Genomic DNA, 16238 nt, shown 5'->3' with positions numbered 1-16238 from the left:
TTTTAAAAAATTAAAATTGACGTTATGGTATTCGTATCCAGTTTTCAAAGAACTATCTTAATATTTGTTAGCAAAAAAGCTACAATTACTATTATACGCTTTTTATTTTTTTTAATAATATTTTTTTATTTTTTTTAAAAAATCTTAGATATTACTAAATTAGTTTAATTAAAAACTAATCAAGCAAAAATAGAAAGCTTATATATTATATATAAAATTTTTTTATTTTTGAAATTATTAATAAAAAAATATAATCTAATATAGATAATATCTTTTACTAAAAAAGTCAAGTATAACTTATTAAATATAAAACACCAAGTCAACAACTTGGTGTTTCTAAAATTATTTAATTTTATCATTAATAACATTTTTAAGAACTTTTTCTTCCTTATAAAATCCACAATATCTACATGCTTGGTGAGGAATAATTGATTGTTTGCAATGCTTGCATTCTACTAACGTAATAGGACTTAATGCATGATGACTTCTTCTTAAATTTTTTCTTTGCTTTGAGGTTTTTCTTTTTGGAACTATAGCCATAATTTATCTCCTATTTTTATACTAATTTAATAATTGCCATTTTAGCATTATCGCCAGCACGGTTATTAATTTTAATTATTCTTGTATATCCGCCATTTCTTTGGGCGTATTTTGATGCTAGAACATCAAATAAATATTGTAACGAATCTTTGTTTTCAACTTTTGAAGGAATAAGTCTTAAAAATTTAGCTGCTTGTCTTCTGGTTGAAAGGGTATTTTTCTTTCCGAGTGTAATCATCTTTTCTGCATTTGATCTAATTCTTTTAGCTCTTTCAAGAGTGGTTTTAACTTGACCGTTTACCAATAAATCGGTAACTAACGATCTTTCTACATGGTTTCATCATTCAGTATTTCTACGAAATAGTTGTTTTGGGTTAGCCATTATTCTTCTCCCTCATCTGATTTTTTAAGTTGTTCTAGTGAATCTATCGTGGTGTCGCTTTCGAAATCAGCATCATTGCCAATTCTATTTTTTCAATCATTTCTTTTATCAATAATATCTTGAATTGATTTTTTACCTAGGTTTTTAATATTTGCCAATTCTTCATCAGTTAAATTTAATACTTCTTCAATAGTGGTGAATTTTGCTCTTTTTAAAGCATTTTCTGATCTTACTGATAAGCCAAGTTTACTGATTGATACAGATGACTTAATTTCCTTATCTTTTTTATCTTTATTTTCTTCGAATAATTCTATCGATTCCAAAGCATCAATATTACCAATGATTTGAAAATGAGCAACAATAATCTTAGCAGCCTGTTCCATCGCATCTTTTGCTGTAATTGTGCAATCGGTTTCTAGTTTAATTTTTAATCTTTCTTCAACTAATTTAGATGAACTATTTAATTCCTCAAAAGAGATTGCACATTTTTTAACAGGACTAAAATCACTATCCATTGCTAAAAATTGACCATTTTTAATATTTGATTCTAATCTTGAACCATATTGACTAATTACATTCTTATTTTCTTCAAAATCAACAAAACCGCGACCTTTTCTTAAAAATAATTCAAATTCTAATGAGCCACCTTTGGCTATATTAGCAATATATTGATCTTTATTTACTATTTCTAGGCCACTAACCTCAGGAATATCATAAGCATAGATTTCGCCTTCCTTATTGGCCTTAAATGATATTTTTGCTAAGTTATCTTTTTCAAACATTTCTTCATTGTAAACAAAACGGATGCTTCTTATATTTCTAACTAATGTTATCGCATCTTCTTGTAAACCACTAATTGTTTGAAATTCATGTTCGACATTATTGATTTTAATCGCAAATGGAGCAACTGATGTAATAGAAGAAAGTAAGGTTCTTCTTAAAGTAGTCCCCATTGTATTTGCATAACCACGCGATAATGGTTCGATTACAAATGTTGTATTAAAATCATTTACTTTTTCAGCGACTAATTCTTTATAAGTAATTTTTTGAATTTTTTCCATAATATCCCCCTATGTTATCCTTGTAAATCTAAATTATTTTTCTCTTTTAAGAATTTTCTTTGGAGGACGAGTACCATTGTGAGGAGTAGGAGTAACATCCTTAACATCCTTAATTGTAAAACCACTTGTTTCAATTTGCTTGCGAGCTGTTGATTTTCCAGGACCAACACCCTTAACCATAATCGACACTTCCTTTAAACCAAATTCTTTGGCTTTTTCAACAGCAGCAGCTGCGGCTAGGCCAGCAGCATATGGAGTTTTCTTCTTCGTACCTTTATATCCAATTGCCCCCGAAGAAGATCATGCAAAAACATTTCCCTTTAAATCTGAAAAAGAAACAATTGTATTTTGGTATGTTGAGTGAATATGCGCAATACCTTGCGTAACAACTTTTTTGTTTTTCTTAGCCATTATTATTTACCTTTCTTTCCAGCAATCGTTTTTCTTGGGCCTTTTCTTGTTCTTGCATTTTTCTTAGTTGATTGGCCTCTTACTGGCAATCCTTTTCTATGTCTAATACCACGATATGATTTAATTTCCATTAATCTTTTAATATTTAGATTAATTTCTCTCTTTAAATCACCTTCAGTAGTATATTGTTTAGCTTCATCTCTAATGCGTGTTAATTCTTCTTCACTTAATTCTTTAACTCTTTTTTCTCCATCAACATTTGCGGCAGCTAAGATTTGCTTAGCAATTGTTGGACCTATACCAAAAATATATGTTAGAGAAATACGAACTTTTTTATTATTTGGAATTTCTATATTTAAAACTCTAGCCATTTTTTTATCCTTGTCTTTGTTTGTGTTTTGGGTTAATGCAAATTACTCTATTAACGCCGTGTCTTTTAATTATTTTACAGTCTTTGCAAATGCTTTTAATCGATGCTCTAACTTTCATAATTCTCCTTAGTTTTATTTATGGCGAAAAACTATTCTGCCTAACGTTCAATCAAAAGGACTGATTTCAACATCAACCATATCACCGGGAATAAGTTTAATGTTATGTAGAGACATTTTTCCTGAAATATAAGCCTTAATTTCAAGATTATTTTCTAACAAAACATCATAATTTTTTGTTGAATGCATCTTGGTAACTTTACCAGTCATTTTAATAACTTCTTCTTTTTTATCTTTCTTGTTTTTTCCCATTAAATGTTGTCTCCTGATAATATATATGCTTCACCATTATCAATTAATACTGTTTGCTCGTAGTGCGAAGTATTAAAACCTAATGGATCAATAACAGTTCAATTATCTTCTTTAATTAATGTTTTTTTTGACTTTTGTAAAATCATTGGTTCAATACAGATAACCATACCGTTTTTAATAAAATCACCTGTATTTGGAATACCGTCATTATTTATAAGCGGATCTTCATGCAAACTTTTACCTATACCATGACCGCAAAATTCATCAGGTGTATAATAGCCTTTTTGACGAATATAATTTCCGATTGCAGCAGATATATCACCAAAGCGTTTACCTACTTTAATTGCATTAAATCCTGCATAAAAAGCGTCTTTTGCAACTTGAATTAATTCCTTATCTTTTTGTGTAATATTGCCAACACCTTTTGTAAAGGCAGAATCAGAATAATATCCTTCCCATACTACCCCGGTATCAATTTTTACAATATCCCCATCCTTAACAACATAATCAGAAGGGATACCATGAATTAATTCTTCATTAACTGAAATACAACAAGTTGCAGGAAAACCATACATATCTAAAAAAGCTGGTTTTCCTCCTCTTTTCTTAATTTCTTTAAAAGCGACGCTATCAATTTCTTTTAAAGAAACGCCTGGTCTTATAAAGTCTCAAAGAATTTTTTTGACTTCTGCCAAGATTGCGCAGGCCTTTTTAATTTTTTGAATTTCGATTTGATTCTTAATTTTTATCATTTCAAGGCCTCTTTAACGTCATCAAACACTTTTTTTAATGATTGATAGCTATTTACTTCTGAAACTATATTCTTTTTTTTATAAAAATCTATTAAACATTTTGTTTGATCGTTATATATCGCAAGACGTTTTAATACTACTTCTTCTTCATCATCAGCTCTTTTGACAACTTCTGTTTTACAATGTTTACAGAATTTGTCATTAGCTGGTGGGAATGATTCTAGGTGATAAATTGTTTTACATGAAGGACAAATTCTACGCTTCGATAAACGTTCAATAATTTGTTCATCGGTAATATTTAATAAAATAACTTGGTCAATATAAATCCCTTTTTTTTCAAGTGTATCTAAAAACTCAGCTTGATCAATCGTTCTTGGAAAACCATCAAGAATAAAAGGTATTTTCTCATTAACTAAGCTAGTTAGTTTATTTTCAACTAGCTGATTAGTTATATTATCATCAACATATTTTCCTGATTCTAATATGTTTTTAATTTTTAGCCCTAATTCTGTTTTATTTTTAATTTCTTGACGAAACATATCACCAGTTGAAAGTTGAAAATACCCAAAATTTTCAACTAATAGCTTAGAAAGAGAACCCTTGCCAGCACCTGGTGCACCTATAAAAATCAAATTAGGCTTCTTAATTTGACATCTTTCTATCATATTAAATCTTCGTCTTCTCCATATACTTCTTTTAATTCTTTAATCATTCGTCTTCTTCGCGCAAGTTCCTGTGATTTATATCTTGCTTGAATTTGTTGAACGGTTTCTGTTGCTGTTGAAACTAGAATCATTATTGATGTTCCACCAAACGCTATTGGTGCAGGCATTCCAAACATTTGTTGAATGAATTGCAATGCCCCCAATATTATTAAATACCCAGCAGAAAAGAATGATAATCTTAACACAGTATTTAATAAATAATTTTCAGTTTGTTCACCCGGTCTAATTCCAGGAATGAACGTACTGCTTTTTGCAAAATCCTCACTAATCTTATCAATTTTAGATTGTTGTATTCCCATTAAAATAGTTAATCCAAATGTTATGATAACAAATAAGAAGAATCCTAATGGTTGTGTTAGTTGAAGATTTGAATAAACTCATTGATAATATCTACTTGTATTAGGATCAAATAACCCTGCAATCAATGTAGGAACAGAAAGAACCATCATTGAAAAAATTACTGACATAATTCCTGCCGGGTTTGCTTTGATAGGTAGATAACTTAATTCTTTTTCCGTTTTAGATAATCCTGCCCCAACTTGTTGAATTGGAATTTTTCTTTCAGCAAGAGTAAATAATATTACAACAAAAATTACTAATAAATACGCCAGTAAATAAACAATAAAGTTTAGTGTTTCCTTTAAAACAACCGAATTATTATTTTTTACTGATGGCATATAGTATTCAAAAGCATGTCTGAAGGTTGGAACTAGTGAGCTAGCAATTCCGACAAAGATAATTAAGCTCGTTCCATTCCCAACACCTTTATTTGTTATTTGTTCTGATAAAAATAAAGAAAAGAATGATCCAGCTACTAACAATAAAGGAAGAATCACTCATTGATAAGCAAAGGTTCCTTTTTCGCCAAGAGACTTAACTAAACTATCAGAAAATCTTATACCAAAATTATCAGTCTGTGGATTTACTAATGCTCTTGTAATCAATATTGCTTGAAATATTGCAAAGAACAATGTAACAGTATAAGTTATAAAATTAATTTTTATTCTACCCAATGGACCTGATTGACTTAAACGATGAACCGCCGGGAATGCTTTTGTTTGCAAAATCATCATTACTAGCGATGAAGAAATAAAAGGTCCAATCCCCAAGGCGACTATGGAGAATCTACGTAATCCACCGCCACCTACCAAGTTTAAGATACCAAAGAAATCACCTTGATTCAATCTGTCTTGATGTGCTAATTCAACACCTGGTAAAGTAATAGTACCAGCTATTAAGAAAAGTGAAATAACAAAAAGAGTAAATAAGATCTTCTTAAAAAGACCATGATTTTTTCATCATTCTGATCACGAGTTTCTTTTTTTAGCAAAAAATTTATCAATTGCTAATTTGCGCTCGAGTCTTTTGTTATATATTTCCTTTTCTACTTTAGATCTTTTAGCCATTATTGAACCTCGATTTTTCCTCCAGCTTTTTCAATAGCTTCTTTAGCTGATTGTGAAAGAGACGGAATTGAAACAGTCAACTTTTTAGTTAGTGTTCCTCTTCCTAAAATTTTAACCGGCAATACTCCCTTGATAAGGTTTTTTGCTATCAATGTTTCATAAGAAACAACTTCATTATTTGTATATTTTTCTTCTAGCGAAGAAATATTAACAATTTGGAATTCAACGTGATTTACATTATTAAAACCACGTTTAGGAATTCTTCTGAATAGTGGTAATTGTCCACCCTCAAAACCTAGTCTAACTGTACTTCTTTTTGTTTGTCCACTTTGCCCTCTACCAGCTTGTTTCCCTTTACCGGCAGCATGACCACGTCCGACACGATGTTTTTCTTTACGAGCGCCAGGTGTTGCTTTTAATGTATGTAATTTCATAAATAACACTCCTTAATATTATATTATTTAGCTAATAAATGCTTTACATCAATGTCACGTAGTTTAGCAATTTCTTCAACTGTTTTAATCTTCTTAAGTGCATTAACTGTGGCATGAACAATATTGTGTTTTGTTCTTGAACCATATGTTTTTGTAGAAATATCGGTATAACCAGCTAATTCCACAACAGCACGCACTGTATTAGAAGCAATAATACCAGCACCTTTAGGAGCAGGACGTAGTTGTACTTTTGAAGCTAGGAATTTTTCTTTTATTTCGTGTGGAATGGTTCCGTTAACTATAGGAACGTTGAATACATTTTTTTGTGCATCTTTAACTGCTTTTTTAATAGCATCTTGAACTTCATTTGCTTTTCCGTGTCCAAATCCAACTTTACCTTTTTTATCGCCGACAACAACATATGCTGAAAATGAAAATCTTCTTCCACCCTTAACAACGGTTGTAACTCTGGCAATATCAATAACTTTTTCTTCAAAAATCTTAGCTGCAGGAGTTGCACTAAATTGTTTCTTAGGAGCAAAAGCTTTTCGTTCAGTAGTTGCTTTATTATTTTCTTTTATTTCTGGTTTTTTAATAGGTGAAACTACCTTAGTTTCCTTAGCTACTTCAGTATTTTCTTTCTTTAATTCTTCAGCCATTAGAACTTAATCCCTTCTTCTCTTAATGTGTCTGCAAATGCTGCTAATTTACCATGATAAATATAGCCTGAACGATCAAAAACGATTTCAGAAACATTTACTTCTTTTAGTTTTAGAGCAAATTGCTTTGCTACCATTTTTACTGCCTCAATATTATTCCCTTTTTCAGATAATTGTCTAGTTGAAAATGAAGCTAATGTTGTATGTGTTTCATCATTAACTGCTTGTGCATAAAAGTTATGTAATGATTTAAATACAACAACACGTGGTCTTTGTGAAGTACCTTTTGCTAATTTATTAGTAATTTTTAAATGTTTAACTTTACGTCTTTCATTTCTTGATAACATAATTTTTTACCTATTTTTTAACTACTTAGCAGCAGTTTTTCCTTCCTTACGTCTAATAACTTCATCTTTGTACATAATTCCCTTACCTGAATATGGGCTTGGACGTCTAATATCTCTTATATTTGCAGCAAATTCTCCAACAGCTTGTTTATCAATACCAGAAATTATAATATTAGTTGGTTTTGGTACCTCAATTTTTAGATTTGATGGAATTGCCTTAACTACACTGTGCGAATATCCGGCAATTATTTCGATTTCATTTCCCTTAAGTGTTGCTTTGTAACCAACACCCTTAATTTCGATTTCTTTTTTATAACCTTTTGAAACTCCGATTAACATATTACTAATAATAGCGTTTGTTGTACCATGCAATTGCTTTGTAGTTTTTTCTTCATTAGCTCTTAAAGTTTTAATTTCATTATTTTCAATAATAACAGAAATTAATGGTGAAAATGTATATTCTAATTGGCCTAAATTACCTTTAATAACAATATGGTTTTTTGATAAATTTATTTCAACACCTTGAGGAATAGATAAAACTCTTTTTCCAATTCTTGACATAGTTTAAATCCTTAAATCTAGGTAAGTGCTATCAAATAAAGGCAATAACTTCGCCACCTAAGTTGGCTTTTCTTGCTTCTTTATCAGTTAATAGACCTTTTGATGTTGAGATAATTGCTGTACCATATCCACTTAAAACACGAGGTAATTTGTCAGCTGATGAATATACTTTTAAACCTGGTTTAGAAACTCTTTTAATATCTGTAATTGCAGATAGATTTTGATTCATTCCTTTGTATTTTAAAGTAATTTTAATTTCTTTAAAACCTTTTGGTGAGGTAATGATTTCATATGAAGTAATATAACCTTCTCTTGTAAAAATTTCTAAGATTTTTTCTTTTTTAGTTGAGTGAGGAACTAGAACTTCATGATACTTTCTTGAAATAGAATTTTTAATTCTAACAAACATATCTGCTATTGGGTCTGTAATAATAGCCATAATTATCAACTCGCTTTCTTTACGCCAGGAATCTTTCCTTCGTGTGCTAATTCTCTAAAACAAATTCTACAAATTTTATATTTACGTAACACTGCATGAACACGACCACAAATTTGACAACGTGTGTATTTTCTAACTGAAAATTTTGGTTCACGTTCAGCTTTAATCATTAACGCTTTTCTTGCCATACAAATTCTCCTTAATTAGTACCTTTTGCAAATGGAATTCCAAGTTTCTTTAATAATGCAAATGCTTCTTTATCTGAATTTGCACTGGTTACAAGAATAATATCCATACCTTTTAACTTACGAATTTTATCAAATGAAATTTCTGGGAAAATAATTTCTTCTTTAATACCAATCGCGTAGTTACCACGACCATCAAAACTTTTTAAGCTTGTACCATTAAAGTCACGTACACGAGGTAAAGCAATATTAATTAATTTAGTTAAAAATGATCACATTCTTTCACGTCTTAATGTTACTTTTCCACCCATTGGCATACCTTCACGCAATTTTCAAGATGCCAATGATTTTTTTGCCACTGTTTGATATGGTTTTTGTCCAGTTATTTGGCTTAATTCAACCATAACCTCTTCAATAGCTTTTGAGTTTGATACTTCATTTCCGGCTGTCATATTAATAACAATTTTTTGTAAACGCGGAGCTTGCATAATTGATGAGTAACCAAATTCTTTAACTAATTCAGGGCGAACTTGCTCTAAATATTTTTTTTCTAATTCTAATTTAGCCATTTTCTATTTCTCCTTATTTACTTATATAACCTTATTAACTTTTTTCATAACTCTTTGTTTTTTACCGGTCTTAGCATCAACTTTAAATCCTATTTTTGTTCCAATTGACTTTTGGCCTTGTGCACCTTTTTTTGCTAGGTATGCTACATTAGAAATGTGAATAGGAAATTCTTTCTTTTCAATTTTTCCTTCAGTATTTTCTTGTGAAGGTTTATGGTGTTTGGTTTTCATGTTAATTTCTTTTAGAACAACGGTTTGTTTCTTGACATTTGTTGATAAAACTGATGCAAATCTACCTTTTTCTTTTCCTGAAATAACTAAAACAATATCATTTTTTCTAATTTTAGCTTGAGACATTATAAAACCTCCGGAGCTAATGAAATTATTTTTAAATATCCTTTTTCACGAAGTTCTCTCGCTACAGGACCAAATACCCGAGTACCTCTCATAGTACCATCTTCTTTAATTAAAACAACAGCATTATCATCAAATCTAATGTATGAACCATTTTCTCTTGCAATGCCTCTTTTTGTTCTAACAATAACTGCTTTTAAAACTTGACCTTCTTTAACCACACCATTAGGGATTGCCTTTTTAACAGTAACAACAACAATGTCACCAATATTTGTGCTTCTTACAACCGAACCACCAAGGTTCTTAATAATCATTACTTCTTTGGCGCCAGAATTATCGGCTACATTACATCTCGAAAATTCACTAAGCATTTTCGTTTCCTCCGATAGCGTGTGATTTAATCTCAACTAATCTAAAGTGTTTAGTTTTTGAAAGTGGTCTTGTTTCTTGTATTTCAACAACATCACCAATTTTTGCTTCATTTTTTTCATCATGAACAGCAAATTTCTTAGATACTTTGAAACGCTTTGAGTATAATGGGTGTTTTGCATATGTTTCAACCATAACAGTAATAGTTTTTTCATTCTTAGTACTAATTACAGTTCCAACAAGCTTCTTACGATGATTTTCTCTAACTTGTTCCATTATTTATCTCCTTCTTCCTTTTTGGCATTTATAGCAGTTAAGGTTCTAGCAATATCTTTTTTAACTAAATTAATTTTGTGGGTTTGGTCTAATTGACGAGTCGCATTTTTGAAGTGTAGAGAAAATAATTCTGCTCTTAATTCTGCTAATAAAGTTTTTAGTTCTTCAACTGTTTTTTTCTTTAATTCAGTATATGACATAATTATTTTTCTCCTTCCGATTGACATGTAGCATCTCTAGAAACAATTTTTCAAGTAACAGGCAACTTATGACCGCCTAATCTTAAAGCGTCTTTCATAGTATCAGTTTGGTTTCCCATAACTTCAAACATCACTGTTCCTTCTTTAACAACTGCAAATCATTGATCAGGACTACCTTTACCAGATCCCATACGAACCCCAATAGGTTTAGATGTTTTTGACATATGTGGAAATATTTTGATAATAACCTTACCTTCACGACCCATACGACGAGTAATAGCAATACGAGCTGCTTCAATTTGTCTTGCACTGATTCATGCCGATGAGGTTGATTTTAAACCAAACTCACCAAATGAAACTGTGTTATTACGATGTGCTTTAGTTTTATCGTGGCGGATACGAAACATTTTTCTATGTTTAGTTCTCTTTGGTTGAAGCATGTTTTTCACCGCCCTTTCTAATAACTCTCGGTCTTCTTTCAGTTTTATTTGATTCCAAAGCACTAACTTGTGCTTTTCCGTTTTCTAAAATTTCACCTAATGAAACTCAAACCTTAATGCCCAAGATACCATATGTTGTTTTAGCCTTAGCAACAGCATAATCTACATCTTGTCTTAAAGTATGCAATTTCATTTCACCTTCGGTATATCCTTCCGTTCTAGCCATATCAACACCATTTAAACGGCCAGATACAGAGGTTTTAATACCCTTAGCTCCTGCTTTCATAGCACTTTTGATAGCAAATTTTTGTGCTAATCTGAAGCTTCCCCGATTTTCTAATTTAACAGCAATGCCTTCTGCTAATAGTCTTGCATTTAAGTCGGGATTTTTTAGTTCTATTACATCAATAGTAATATTAATTTTTTTATTTCTTAGTTCTTTTTTAAGAGCTAATGTTATAGCTTTAATATTATCACCATTTGTTCCTAATAAGGCAGCTGGTTTAGCTGTATATACATAAACAATAATATTACTGTTTTGGTTTCTCTTAATTTGAACATTGCCAATTAAATATTCACGAACCTTTTTATCAAAGAAATCATAAATTTTTTGATCTTCTAATAAGAACTTAGCAAAATCTTGCTTGTCTGAATATCAAACAGTATTATGCGGTTTTGTTATACCAAAACGAAAACCATTTGGATTAACTTTTTGACCCATATTATTTTGCCTCCTTATTTAGTTCGTCTGTATTTAATTCCATTAATTCAACATAAAAGTGACTAGTTCTTTTTAAAATTGGGTATGCTCTGCCACGTGAGTGAGGTTGAAATCTTTTTAATGTAGGACCTTCATTTACTAAAATTTTTGAAACTACTAATTTAGTAGCATCTAAACCAAAATTATTTGTTGCATTAGCAATCGCTGAATTTAAAAGTTTAAGAATAATTTCTGAAGCCTTTTTGTATGTTGTTTGCAAAATGATTAATGCTTGTGTAGCTGATTTATAGCGAATTAAATCTGCTACTAATCTAGCTTTTCTCGCACTAATTCTTTGCATTTTAACTGATGCCTTAACTATTTGTGCCATATTATTTCTTTCCTTTAGCCTTATCAGCACCGTGACCATTAAATGTTCTTGTTGGTGCGAATTCACCTAATTTGTGGCCGACCATATCATTTGTTACAAAGACATCAAGAAATGCATGACCATTGTGAACTTGAAATGTTAAACCAATAAATTCAGGATAAATTGTTGAACGTCTTGATCAGGTTTTGATTGGACGCTTTGGTGCTTTATTTTCAATAATAGCAACCACTTTTTTCATTAAGTGATCATCAACAAAGGGCGCTTTCTTTAATGAACGAGACATTATTTACTTTCCTTTCTTCTTCTAATAATAAATTGGTTAGATGATTTTTTAGTTGCTCTAGTTTTAACACCCAGAGCTTTTTTACCTCATGGAGTCATTGGTGATTTTCTACCAATAGGTTGTTTACCTTCACCACCACCATGTGGGTGATCATTAGGGTTCATGGCTGAACCTCTAACTGTAGGTCTAATTCCTCTCAATCTATTTCTACCAGCTTTACCGATATTAACTAATGAGTGTTCTTCATTTCCAACTTCACCGATTGTAGCGCGGCATACACCTAGAACTTTTCTCACTTCGCCAGATTTTAGTCTTAAGATAACGTATTTTCCTGATTCATCCTTACCTAAAATTTGCGCTGAACTACCGGCAGAACGAGCAATAATTCCACCTTGTTTAGGTTGTAATTCGATATTGTGAACAAATGTACCTTCTGGAATATTTCCAAGTGGTAAGTTATTTCCTATTTGTATATCTACATGTTCTCCTGAAATAACTTTTTGTCCAACCTTAATATTTTTTGGACTGATAATATATCTCTTTTCTCCATCACGATAAACAATTAAAGAAATATTGGCTGATCTGTTTGGATCATATTCGATTGTTTTAACAATAGCCTCAATTCCATCCTTGTTATATCTTTTGAAGTCAATAATACGATAAAATCTTTTTAATCTGCCACCGTGGTGACGAGTTGTAATTTTACCTTGATTATTTCTTCCGGAATGTGTTGGAAGTGCCACAAGCAATGATTTTTCTGGTTTATGTCCAGTTAAATTTGCTTGATAGTCAAGAGAAGACATATTACGACGACCATTTGTATAAGCTTTAAATTTTTTAATAGCCATTGTCTTCTTTTCTCCATTTCTTAAAAATATTTGTTTGTATAATATTTATCTTTTAAGAATCTAAATTATTATTTTTAAAAATTAATCTTATAGTTTTTGTTTTATCGAGATTAATTATTTTGATTCTGTTTCTTGCTTAATTTCTTCTGCTTTTTCTTCAGACTTTTGCGTTTTTGCTTCTGCAGCTCTTTTAATTTTTTCTGCTGCTTTTAGTTCGGCTTCTGATATTTGTTTAACTGTTTCGACATTTTCAGACTTCATTTCAGTTTCTTTTGCCTTCTTTGCTTCTTTAGCTTCTTCAGCAAATAAAACAATTTTTGAATTTTTGTCTAAAAACACAACAGCCTTCTTAACGGCATTTTTAAACCCTGCAAATCTACCTAATTTAGCTGGTTTTTTATCATAATTAATGATATTAACTTTTTCAACTTTAACATCAAAGATAAATTCAACAGCTTTTTTAACTTCAATTTTGTTTGTTCTTCTGTCAACCACAAATGTATAGACATTTTGATTAGATCTAGCAATTTCTGATTTTTCAGTTAAAACTGGATATTTAATAACATGATTAATATTCATTATTTTGCCATCCCTTCTAAGAACTTAACATCTTCCTTGCTAATCACTAAAACATCAGCAGCTACTAATGATTCGATTGACAATGATGTAACCTTGTTTACATTAACATTTGGTAAATTTTTAGCCGATTTATAAATGGTTTCATTTGAAGAAACTATTAGAATATTGTTTAATCCAATTAGATTATCCTTATTCAATTCAACTAATAAGGCTCTAGTTGAAATACTTTCTAGTTCGTATTCTCTAACTAAAACAGAATTTGCATTTGCTAGCATTGTTAATGCTGAGAATAAAGCATTTTTTCTAGCTTTTTTATTAATTTTAAGATTGTAATTTCTTTCGGTTGTTGGTCCAAATGCTCTACCGCCACCAACAAAGATTGGACTTCTTAATGACCCGGCACGAGCATTACCTGTATGTTTTTGTGGCCATGGTTTTTTGCCTGTTCCACTAACTTCACCACGTGATTTAACCTTATGAGTAGCCAGACGTTTTGAGCCTCTTTCTACCAAAATAGCGTCAAAAACTGATTGAGTATGTATCTTTTCTAATCCAAACACACTCTTTGGCAATTCAAAATCACTTTCTTCCATTTTTTTAGCTGGTGATGCTGGTTTATCAACTAAATTTTCTTTTTCAATAAACTCGATAGCATCCTTGCTTTCAACTTTAGCTTCAATAACTCTGTTAGCAATAATTCTAGCCTTTTCTACATCAACACTACCACTATATGCTCCATTACGGTGAAATCATACTCTAGTACTATTCTTAGATTTTTCGCTAACATTAATAAATTCATTAACAGCATCAATAAATTCAGCAAAATTTCCTGAAACTTTTTCTTTTGCTTTTTTGAAATTAAATGATATGTTTCGGTCTTTATCAAACTTTTCTGAGATATAGTATTTATCAACAATTGTAGACATAATTATTTATCCCCTTCTGTAGCTTCTTCAAGAGCTTTCTTCATTTCGTTTAATGACATATCCATATTTAATTCAAGATTATATTTCTTAGCTTGTTCAAAAATTTCATTCTTTGCTAATGTTTCTTTTAAATTAACTAATTTAATTTCAGCTTTCTTTTGAACTGATTTCTTAGCATTTTTAATAACTAACAAAGCGCCTTTTGCTCCAGGAACACTGCCTTTAATAATTAATAAGTTATTTTCTGCTTCAGTTTTTACAATTTCTAAATTTTGAATTGTAACTTGTTCAGCTCCAAGGTGACCAGGCATTGTCATACCTTTTCAAACTCTATTACCAGATATATCACCAATAGAACCGGTTTGTCTTATAGGTTGCGAACCACCACCACCACCATGTGATTTAGGACCAATATGTTGGTTTCATCTCTTAATGGTTCCGGCAAAACCTTTTCCTTTTGAAATAGCCGTAACATCAACCACATCTCCGCCTTCAAAAATTGAGGCATCTAATGTTTCACCTAAGTTAAATCCGGCCATATTACGGATTTCTTTTACGAATCGCTTAGGTGTTGTATTTGCTTGTTTGAAATAATTTACTTCAGGTTTCTTAATTTGAGATTTTTTCTTATCTTCTAAACTAAGTTGTGTTGCAATATAACCGTTTTTTTCTTCGGTTAAAATTTTGGTAACAACATTTGGTTTAACTTCAACAATAGTTACAGGTATTAACTTACCTTCGCTAGTGAATAGTTGAGTCATTCCAACTTTTCTTCCTAAGATTCCTTTCATTTTTATCCTTTCATTTTTTTAAAAAATCGGTGCCACATATACGTATATATTTTAAAAAAAATAATATCTGTATTATGCTACAGATTTAACGCTAATTTGAACACCAGCAGGCAATTCAAGTCTTTTTGCTTTATCAATTAGTGTTTCGCTAACATTTGACAAAACAATTAGACGTTTATGAGTTCTGCTTTCGAATTGTTCACGAGATTTTTTGTTAACATGAACAGATCTTAAAATGGTAACAATTTCTTTTCTTGTAGGTAGAGGAATTGGACCACTTACCATAGCCTTCTCAGCTTTCGCTAGAAGTATAACCTTTTTAGCAGCATCATCTACTAAACTAGCTTCAAAGGCTTTGATTTTAATTTCTAATTTTGCCATTGTTTGTTCTCCTTCTTCATTATATGAAGCACTCCGCATAAGTTCTCGATAACCAAGATGAACAACTAAGCTCGGTATATCGTAACCTTATGCTTCTTTGCATAGTTGCTAATTTATTATACCAAAAACATTTTTTTTGTAATTTTTTTAAACTTTTTTTATATAAAACACTAGAAACTGGGCAACAAGATAATGAATTTATTTTTTATTTTTTAACAAATAATTTTTTTTATAATATAATTTAACTTGCTAATGTAAATTGGAGGGGTAGCGAAGCGGCCAAACGCGGGTGGCTGTAACCCACTTCCTCACGGTTCGGGGGTTCGAATCCCTCCCCCTCCACCATTTTGCCCTTTAGCCAAGTGGAAAGGCAGCGGTTTTTGGTACCGCCATCCGTTAGTTCGAATCTAACAAGGGCAGCCATATCATTAGTTGATTATTTAATCAAACATGACTAGTAAACTCAAGTATTTTAACTTGAGTTTTTTT

General features: G+C 30.9%; 30 protein-coding genes and 2 tRNA genes. 2 read left to right on the top strand and 30 right to left on the bottom strand.

Annotated elements, in window-relative coordinates; all coding sequences use genetic code 4:
* Positions 1-342: 342 nt before the first annotated feature.
* The 30 genes from rpmF to rpsJ all read right to left on the bottom strand — a co-directional run bounded on the left by rpmF (position 343) and on the right by rpsJ (position 15788).
* Positions 343-540 (bottom strand): 50S ribosomal protein L32, encoded by a 198-nt coding sequence (rpmF, locus tag ACWXVO_RS02760; protein WP_438340879.1) that lies wholly within the window; start codon positions 538-540, stop codon positions 343-345.
* Between the two features lie 16 nt (positions 541-556).
* Positions 557-922 carry a 50S ribosomal protein L17 gene (gene rplQ / locus ACWXVO_RS02755; protein WP_438340880.1) on the bottom strand — a complete coding sequence of 122 codons (366 nt, stop codon included), beginning with the start codon at positions 920-922 and terminating at the stop codon, positions 557-559.
* Positions 922-1983, bottom strand: coding sequence for a DNA-directed RNA polymerase subunit alpha (locus ACWXVO_RS02750; RefSeq protein ID WP_438340881.1), 1062 nt, complete (start codon positions 1981-1983; stop codon positions 922-924). Before ACWXVO_RS02750 ends, rplQ begins: the two co-directional genes overlap by 1 nt.
* Before the next feature lie 33 nt (positions 1984-2016).
* Positions 2017-2394, bottom strand: a complete 378-nt coding sequence (gene rpsK / locus ACWXVO_RS02745; RefSeq protein ID WP_438340882.1) for a 30S ribosomal protein S11 — start codon at positions 2392-2394, stop codon at positions 2017-2019.
* 2 nt (positions 2395-2396) lie between these two features.
* Positions 2397-2765: a 30S ribosomal protein S13 gene (gene rpsM / locus ACWXVO_RS02740; RefSeq protein ID WP_438340883.1), complete on the bottom strand. Its 369-nt coding sequence runs from the start codon at positions 2763-2765 to the stop codon at positions 2397-2399.
* Positions 2766-2769: 4 nt separating this feature from the next.
* Entirely contained in the window at positions 2770-2883 is a 114-nt protein-coding gene (gene rpmJ, locus ACWXVO_RS02735) for a 50S ribosomal protein L36 (protein ID WP_438340884.1), read from the bottom strand.
* Positions 2884-2897: 14 nt separating this feature from the next.
* A complete protein-coding gene (gene infA / locus ACWXVO_RS02730; protein WP_438340885.1) occupies positions 2898-3134 on the bottom strand; it encodes a translation initiation factor IF-1 in 237 nt (78 codons plus the stop codon).
* Positions 3134-3886 carry a type I methionyl aminopeptidase gene (gene map, locus ACWXVO_RS02725; RefSeq protein WP_438340886.1) on the bottom strand — a complete coding sequence of 251 codons (753 nt, stop codon included), beginning with the start codon at positions 3884-3886 and terminating at the stop codon, positions 3134-3136. The genes infA and map overlap by 1 nt, the downstream gene beginning before the upstream one ends.
* Positions 3880-4551 (bottom strand): adenylate kinase, encoded by a 672-nt coding sequence (locus ACWXVO_RS02720; RefSeq protein ID WP_438340887.1) that lies wholly within the window; start codon positions 4549-4551, stop codon positions 3880-3882. The genes map and ACWXVO_RS02720 overlap by 7 nt, the downstream gene beginning before the upstream one ends.
* Positions 4545-6017 (bottom strand): preprotein translocase subunit SecY, encoded by a 1473-nt coding sequence (secY, locus tag ACWXVO_RS02715; protein ID WP_438340888.1) that lies wholly within the window; start codon positions 6015-6017, stop codon positions 4545-4547. Before secY ends, ACWXVO_RS02720 begins: the two co-directional genes overlap by 7 nt.
* On the bottom strand, positions 6017-6451 hold the full coding sequence (gene rplO, locus ACWXVO_RS02710) for a 50S ribosomal protein L15 (RefSeq protein WP_455966484.1): 435 nt from the start codon (positions 6449-6451) through the stop codon (positions 6017-6019). Before rplO ends, secY begins: the two co-directional genes overlap by 1 nt.
* Before the next feature lie 23 nt (positions 6452-6474).
* On the bottom strand, positions 6475-7110 hold the full coding sequence (rpsE, locus tag ACWXVO_RS02705) for a 30S ribosomal protein S5 (protein WP_444705164.1): 636 nt from the start codon (positions 7108-7110) through the stop codon (positions 6475-6477).
* Complete coding sequence (rplR, locus tag ACWXVO_RS02700; protein WP_438340891.1) at positions 7110-7457, bottom strand: 50S ribosomal protein L18; 348 nt, start codon at positions 7455-7457, stop codon at positions 7110-7112. Before rplR ends, rpsE begins: the two co-directional genes overlap by 1 nt.
* 21 nt (positions 7458-7478) lie before the next feature.
* Complete coding sequence (gene rplF, locus ACWXVO_RS02695) at positions 7479-8018, bottom strand: 50S ribosomal protein L6 (RefSeq protein ID WP_438340892.1); 540 nt, start codon at positions 8016-8018, stop codon at positions 7479-7481.
* A gap of 28 nt (positions 8019-8046) precedes the next feature.
* The gene (rpsH, locus tag ACWXVO_RS02690; protein ID WP_438340893.1) at positions 8047-8457 is read right to left on the bottom strand and encodes a 30S ribosomal protein S8; all 411 of its coding nucleotides are present in this window, start codon (positions 8455-8457) and stop codon (positions 8047-8049) included.
* 2 nt (positions 8458-8459) lie between these two features.
* On the bottom strand, positions 8460-8645 hold the full coding sequence (locus ACWXVO_RS02685) for a type Z 30S ribosomal protein S14 (protein ID WP_004417000.1): 186 nt from the start codon (positions 8643-8645) through the stop codon (positions 8460-8462).
* A gap of 11 nt (positions 8646-8656) precedes the next feature.
* Positions 8657-9211, bottom strand: a complete 555-nt coding sequence (gene rplE, locus ACWXVO_RS02680) for a 50S ribosomal protein L5 (RefSeq protein WP_438340894.1) — start codon at positions 9209-9211, stop codon at positions 8657-8659.
* 21 nt (positions 9212-9232) lie between these two features.
* Positions 9233-9568, bottom strand: a complete 336-nt coding sequence (gene rplX, locus ACWXVO_RS02675) for a 50S ribosomal protein L24 (protein ID WP_456002447.1) — start codon at positions 9566-9568, stop codon at positions 9233-9235.
* Entirely contained in the window at positions 9568-9936 is a 369-nt protein-coding gene (gene rplN / locus ACWXVO_RS02670; protein WP_438340896.1) for a 50S ribosomal protein L14, read from the bottom strand. Before rplN ends, rplX begins: the two co-directional genes overlap by 1 nt.
* Positions 9929-10210, bottom strand: coding sequence for a 30S ribosomal protein S17 (gene rpsQ, locus ACWXVO_RS02665; protein ID WP_438340897.1), 282 nt, complete (start codon positions 10208-10210; stop codon positions 9929-9931). Before rpsQ ends, rplN begins: the two co-directional genes overlap by 8 nt.
* The gene (gene rpmC / locus ACWXVO_RS02660; RefSeq protein ID WP_438340898.1) at positions 10210-10410 is read right to left on the bottom strand and encodes a 50S ribosomal protein L29; all 201 of its coding nucleotides are present in this window, start codon (positions 10408-10410) and stop codon (positions 10210-10212) included. The genes rpsQ and rpmC overlap by 1 nt, the downstream gene beginning before the upstream one ends.
* A gap of 2 nt (positions 10411-10412) precedes the next feature.
* Entirely contained in the window at positions 10413-10850 is a 438-nt protein-coding gene (gene rplP, locus ACWXVO_RS02655; protein ID WP_444705167.1) for a 50S ribosomal protein L16, read from the bottom strand.
* The gene (rpsC, locus tag ACWXVO_RS02650) at positions 10828-11571 is read right to left on the bottom strand and encodes a 30S ribosomal protein S3 (protein WP_438340900.1); all 744 of its coding nucleotides are present in this window, start codon (positions 11569-11571) and stop codon (positions 10828-10830) included. Before rpsC ends, rplP begins: the two co-directional genes overlap by 23 nt.
* Position 11572: 1 nt before the next feature.
* Positions 11573-11941, bottom strand: a complete 369-nt coding sequence (gene rplV, locus ACWXVO_RS02645) for a 50S ribosomal protein L22 (protein WP_438340901.1) — start codon at positions 11939-11941, stop codon at positions 11573-11575.
* A 1-nt stretch (position 11942) separates the two neighbouring features.
* Positions 11943-12224 (bottom strand): 30S ribosomal protein S19, encoded by a 282-nt coding sequence (gene rpsS, locus ACWXVO_RS02640; protein ID WP_438340902.1) that lies wholly within the window; start codon positions 12222-12224, stop codon positions 11943-11945.
* Positions 12224-13072, bottom strand: a complete 849-nt coding sequence (gene rplB, locus ACWXVO_RS02635) for a 50S ribosomal protein L2 (protein ID WP_438340903.1) — start codon at positions 13070-13072, stop codon at positions 12224-12226. The genes rpsS and rplB overlap by 1 nt, the downstream gene beginning before the upstream one ends.
* Positions 13073-13186: 114 nt before the next feature.
* Positions 13187-13651, bottom strand: coding sequence for a 50S ribosomal protein L23 (gene rplW, locus ACWXVO_RS02630; RefSeq protein ID WP_455966485.1), 465 nt, complete (start codon positions 13649-13651; stop codon positions 13187-13189).
* The gene (rplD, locus tag ACWXVO_RS02625; protein WP_438340905.1) at positions 13651-14577 is read right to left on the bottom strand and encodes a 50S ribosomal protein L4; all 927 of its coding nucleotides are present in this window, start codon (positions 14575-14577) and stop codon (positions 13651-13653) included. Before rplD ends, rplW begins: the two co-directional genes overlap by 1 nt.
* A 2-nt stretch (positions 14578-14579) precedes the next feature.
* Positions 14580-15368, bottom strand: a complete 789-nt coding sequence (gene rplC, locus ACWXVO_RS02620; RefSeq protein ID WP_455966486.1) for a 50S ribosomal protein L3 — start codon at positions 15366-15368, stop codon at positions 14580-14582.
* 72 nt (positions 15369-15440) lie between these two features.
* Complete coding sequence (rpsJ, locus tag ACWXVO_RS02615; protein WP_455966487.1) at positions 15441-15788, bottom strand: 30S ribosomal protein S10; 348 nt, start codon at positions 15786-15788, stop codon at positions 15441-15443.
* A 222-nt stretch (positions 15789-16010) separates the two neighbouring features.
* Here rpsJ and ACWXVO_RS02610 point away from each other — a divergent pair.
* Both ACWXVO_RS02610 and ACWXVO_RS02605 read left to right on the top strand, forming a co-directional pair.
* Positions 16011-16094, top strand: a tRNA-Tyr gene (locus ACWXVO_RS02610).
* A 3-nt stretch (positions 16095-16097) separates the two neighbouring features.
* Positions 16098-16172, top strand: a tRNA-Gln gene (locus tag ACWXVO_RS02605).
* Positions 16173-16238 lie beyond the last annotated feature (66 nt).

The sequence above is a fragment of the Mycoplasma sp. 1890 genome (assembly GCF_053851615.1).
The sequence above is the reverse complement of the archived record's forward strand: the minus strand, read 5'-3'. Positions and strand labels throughout refer to the sequence as shown.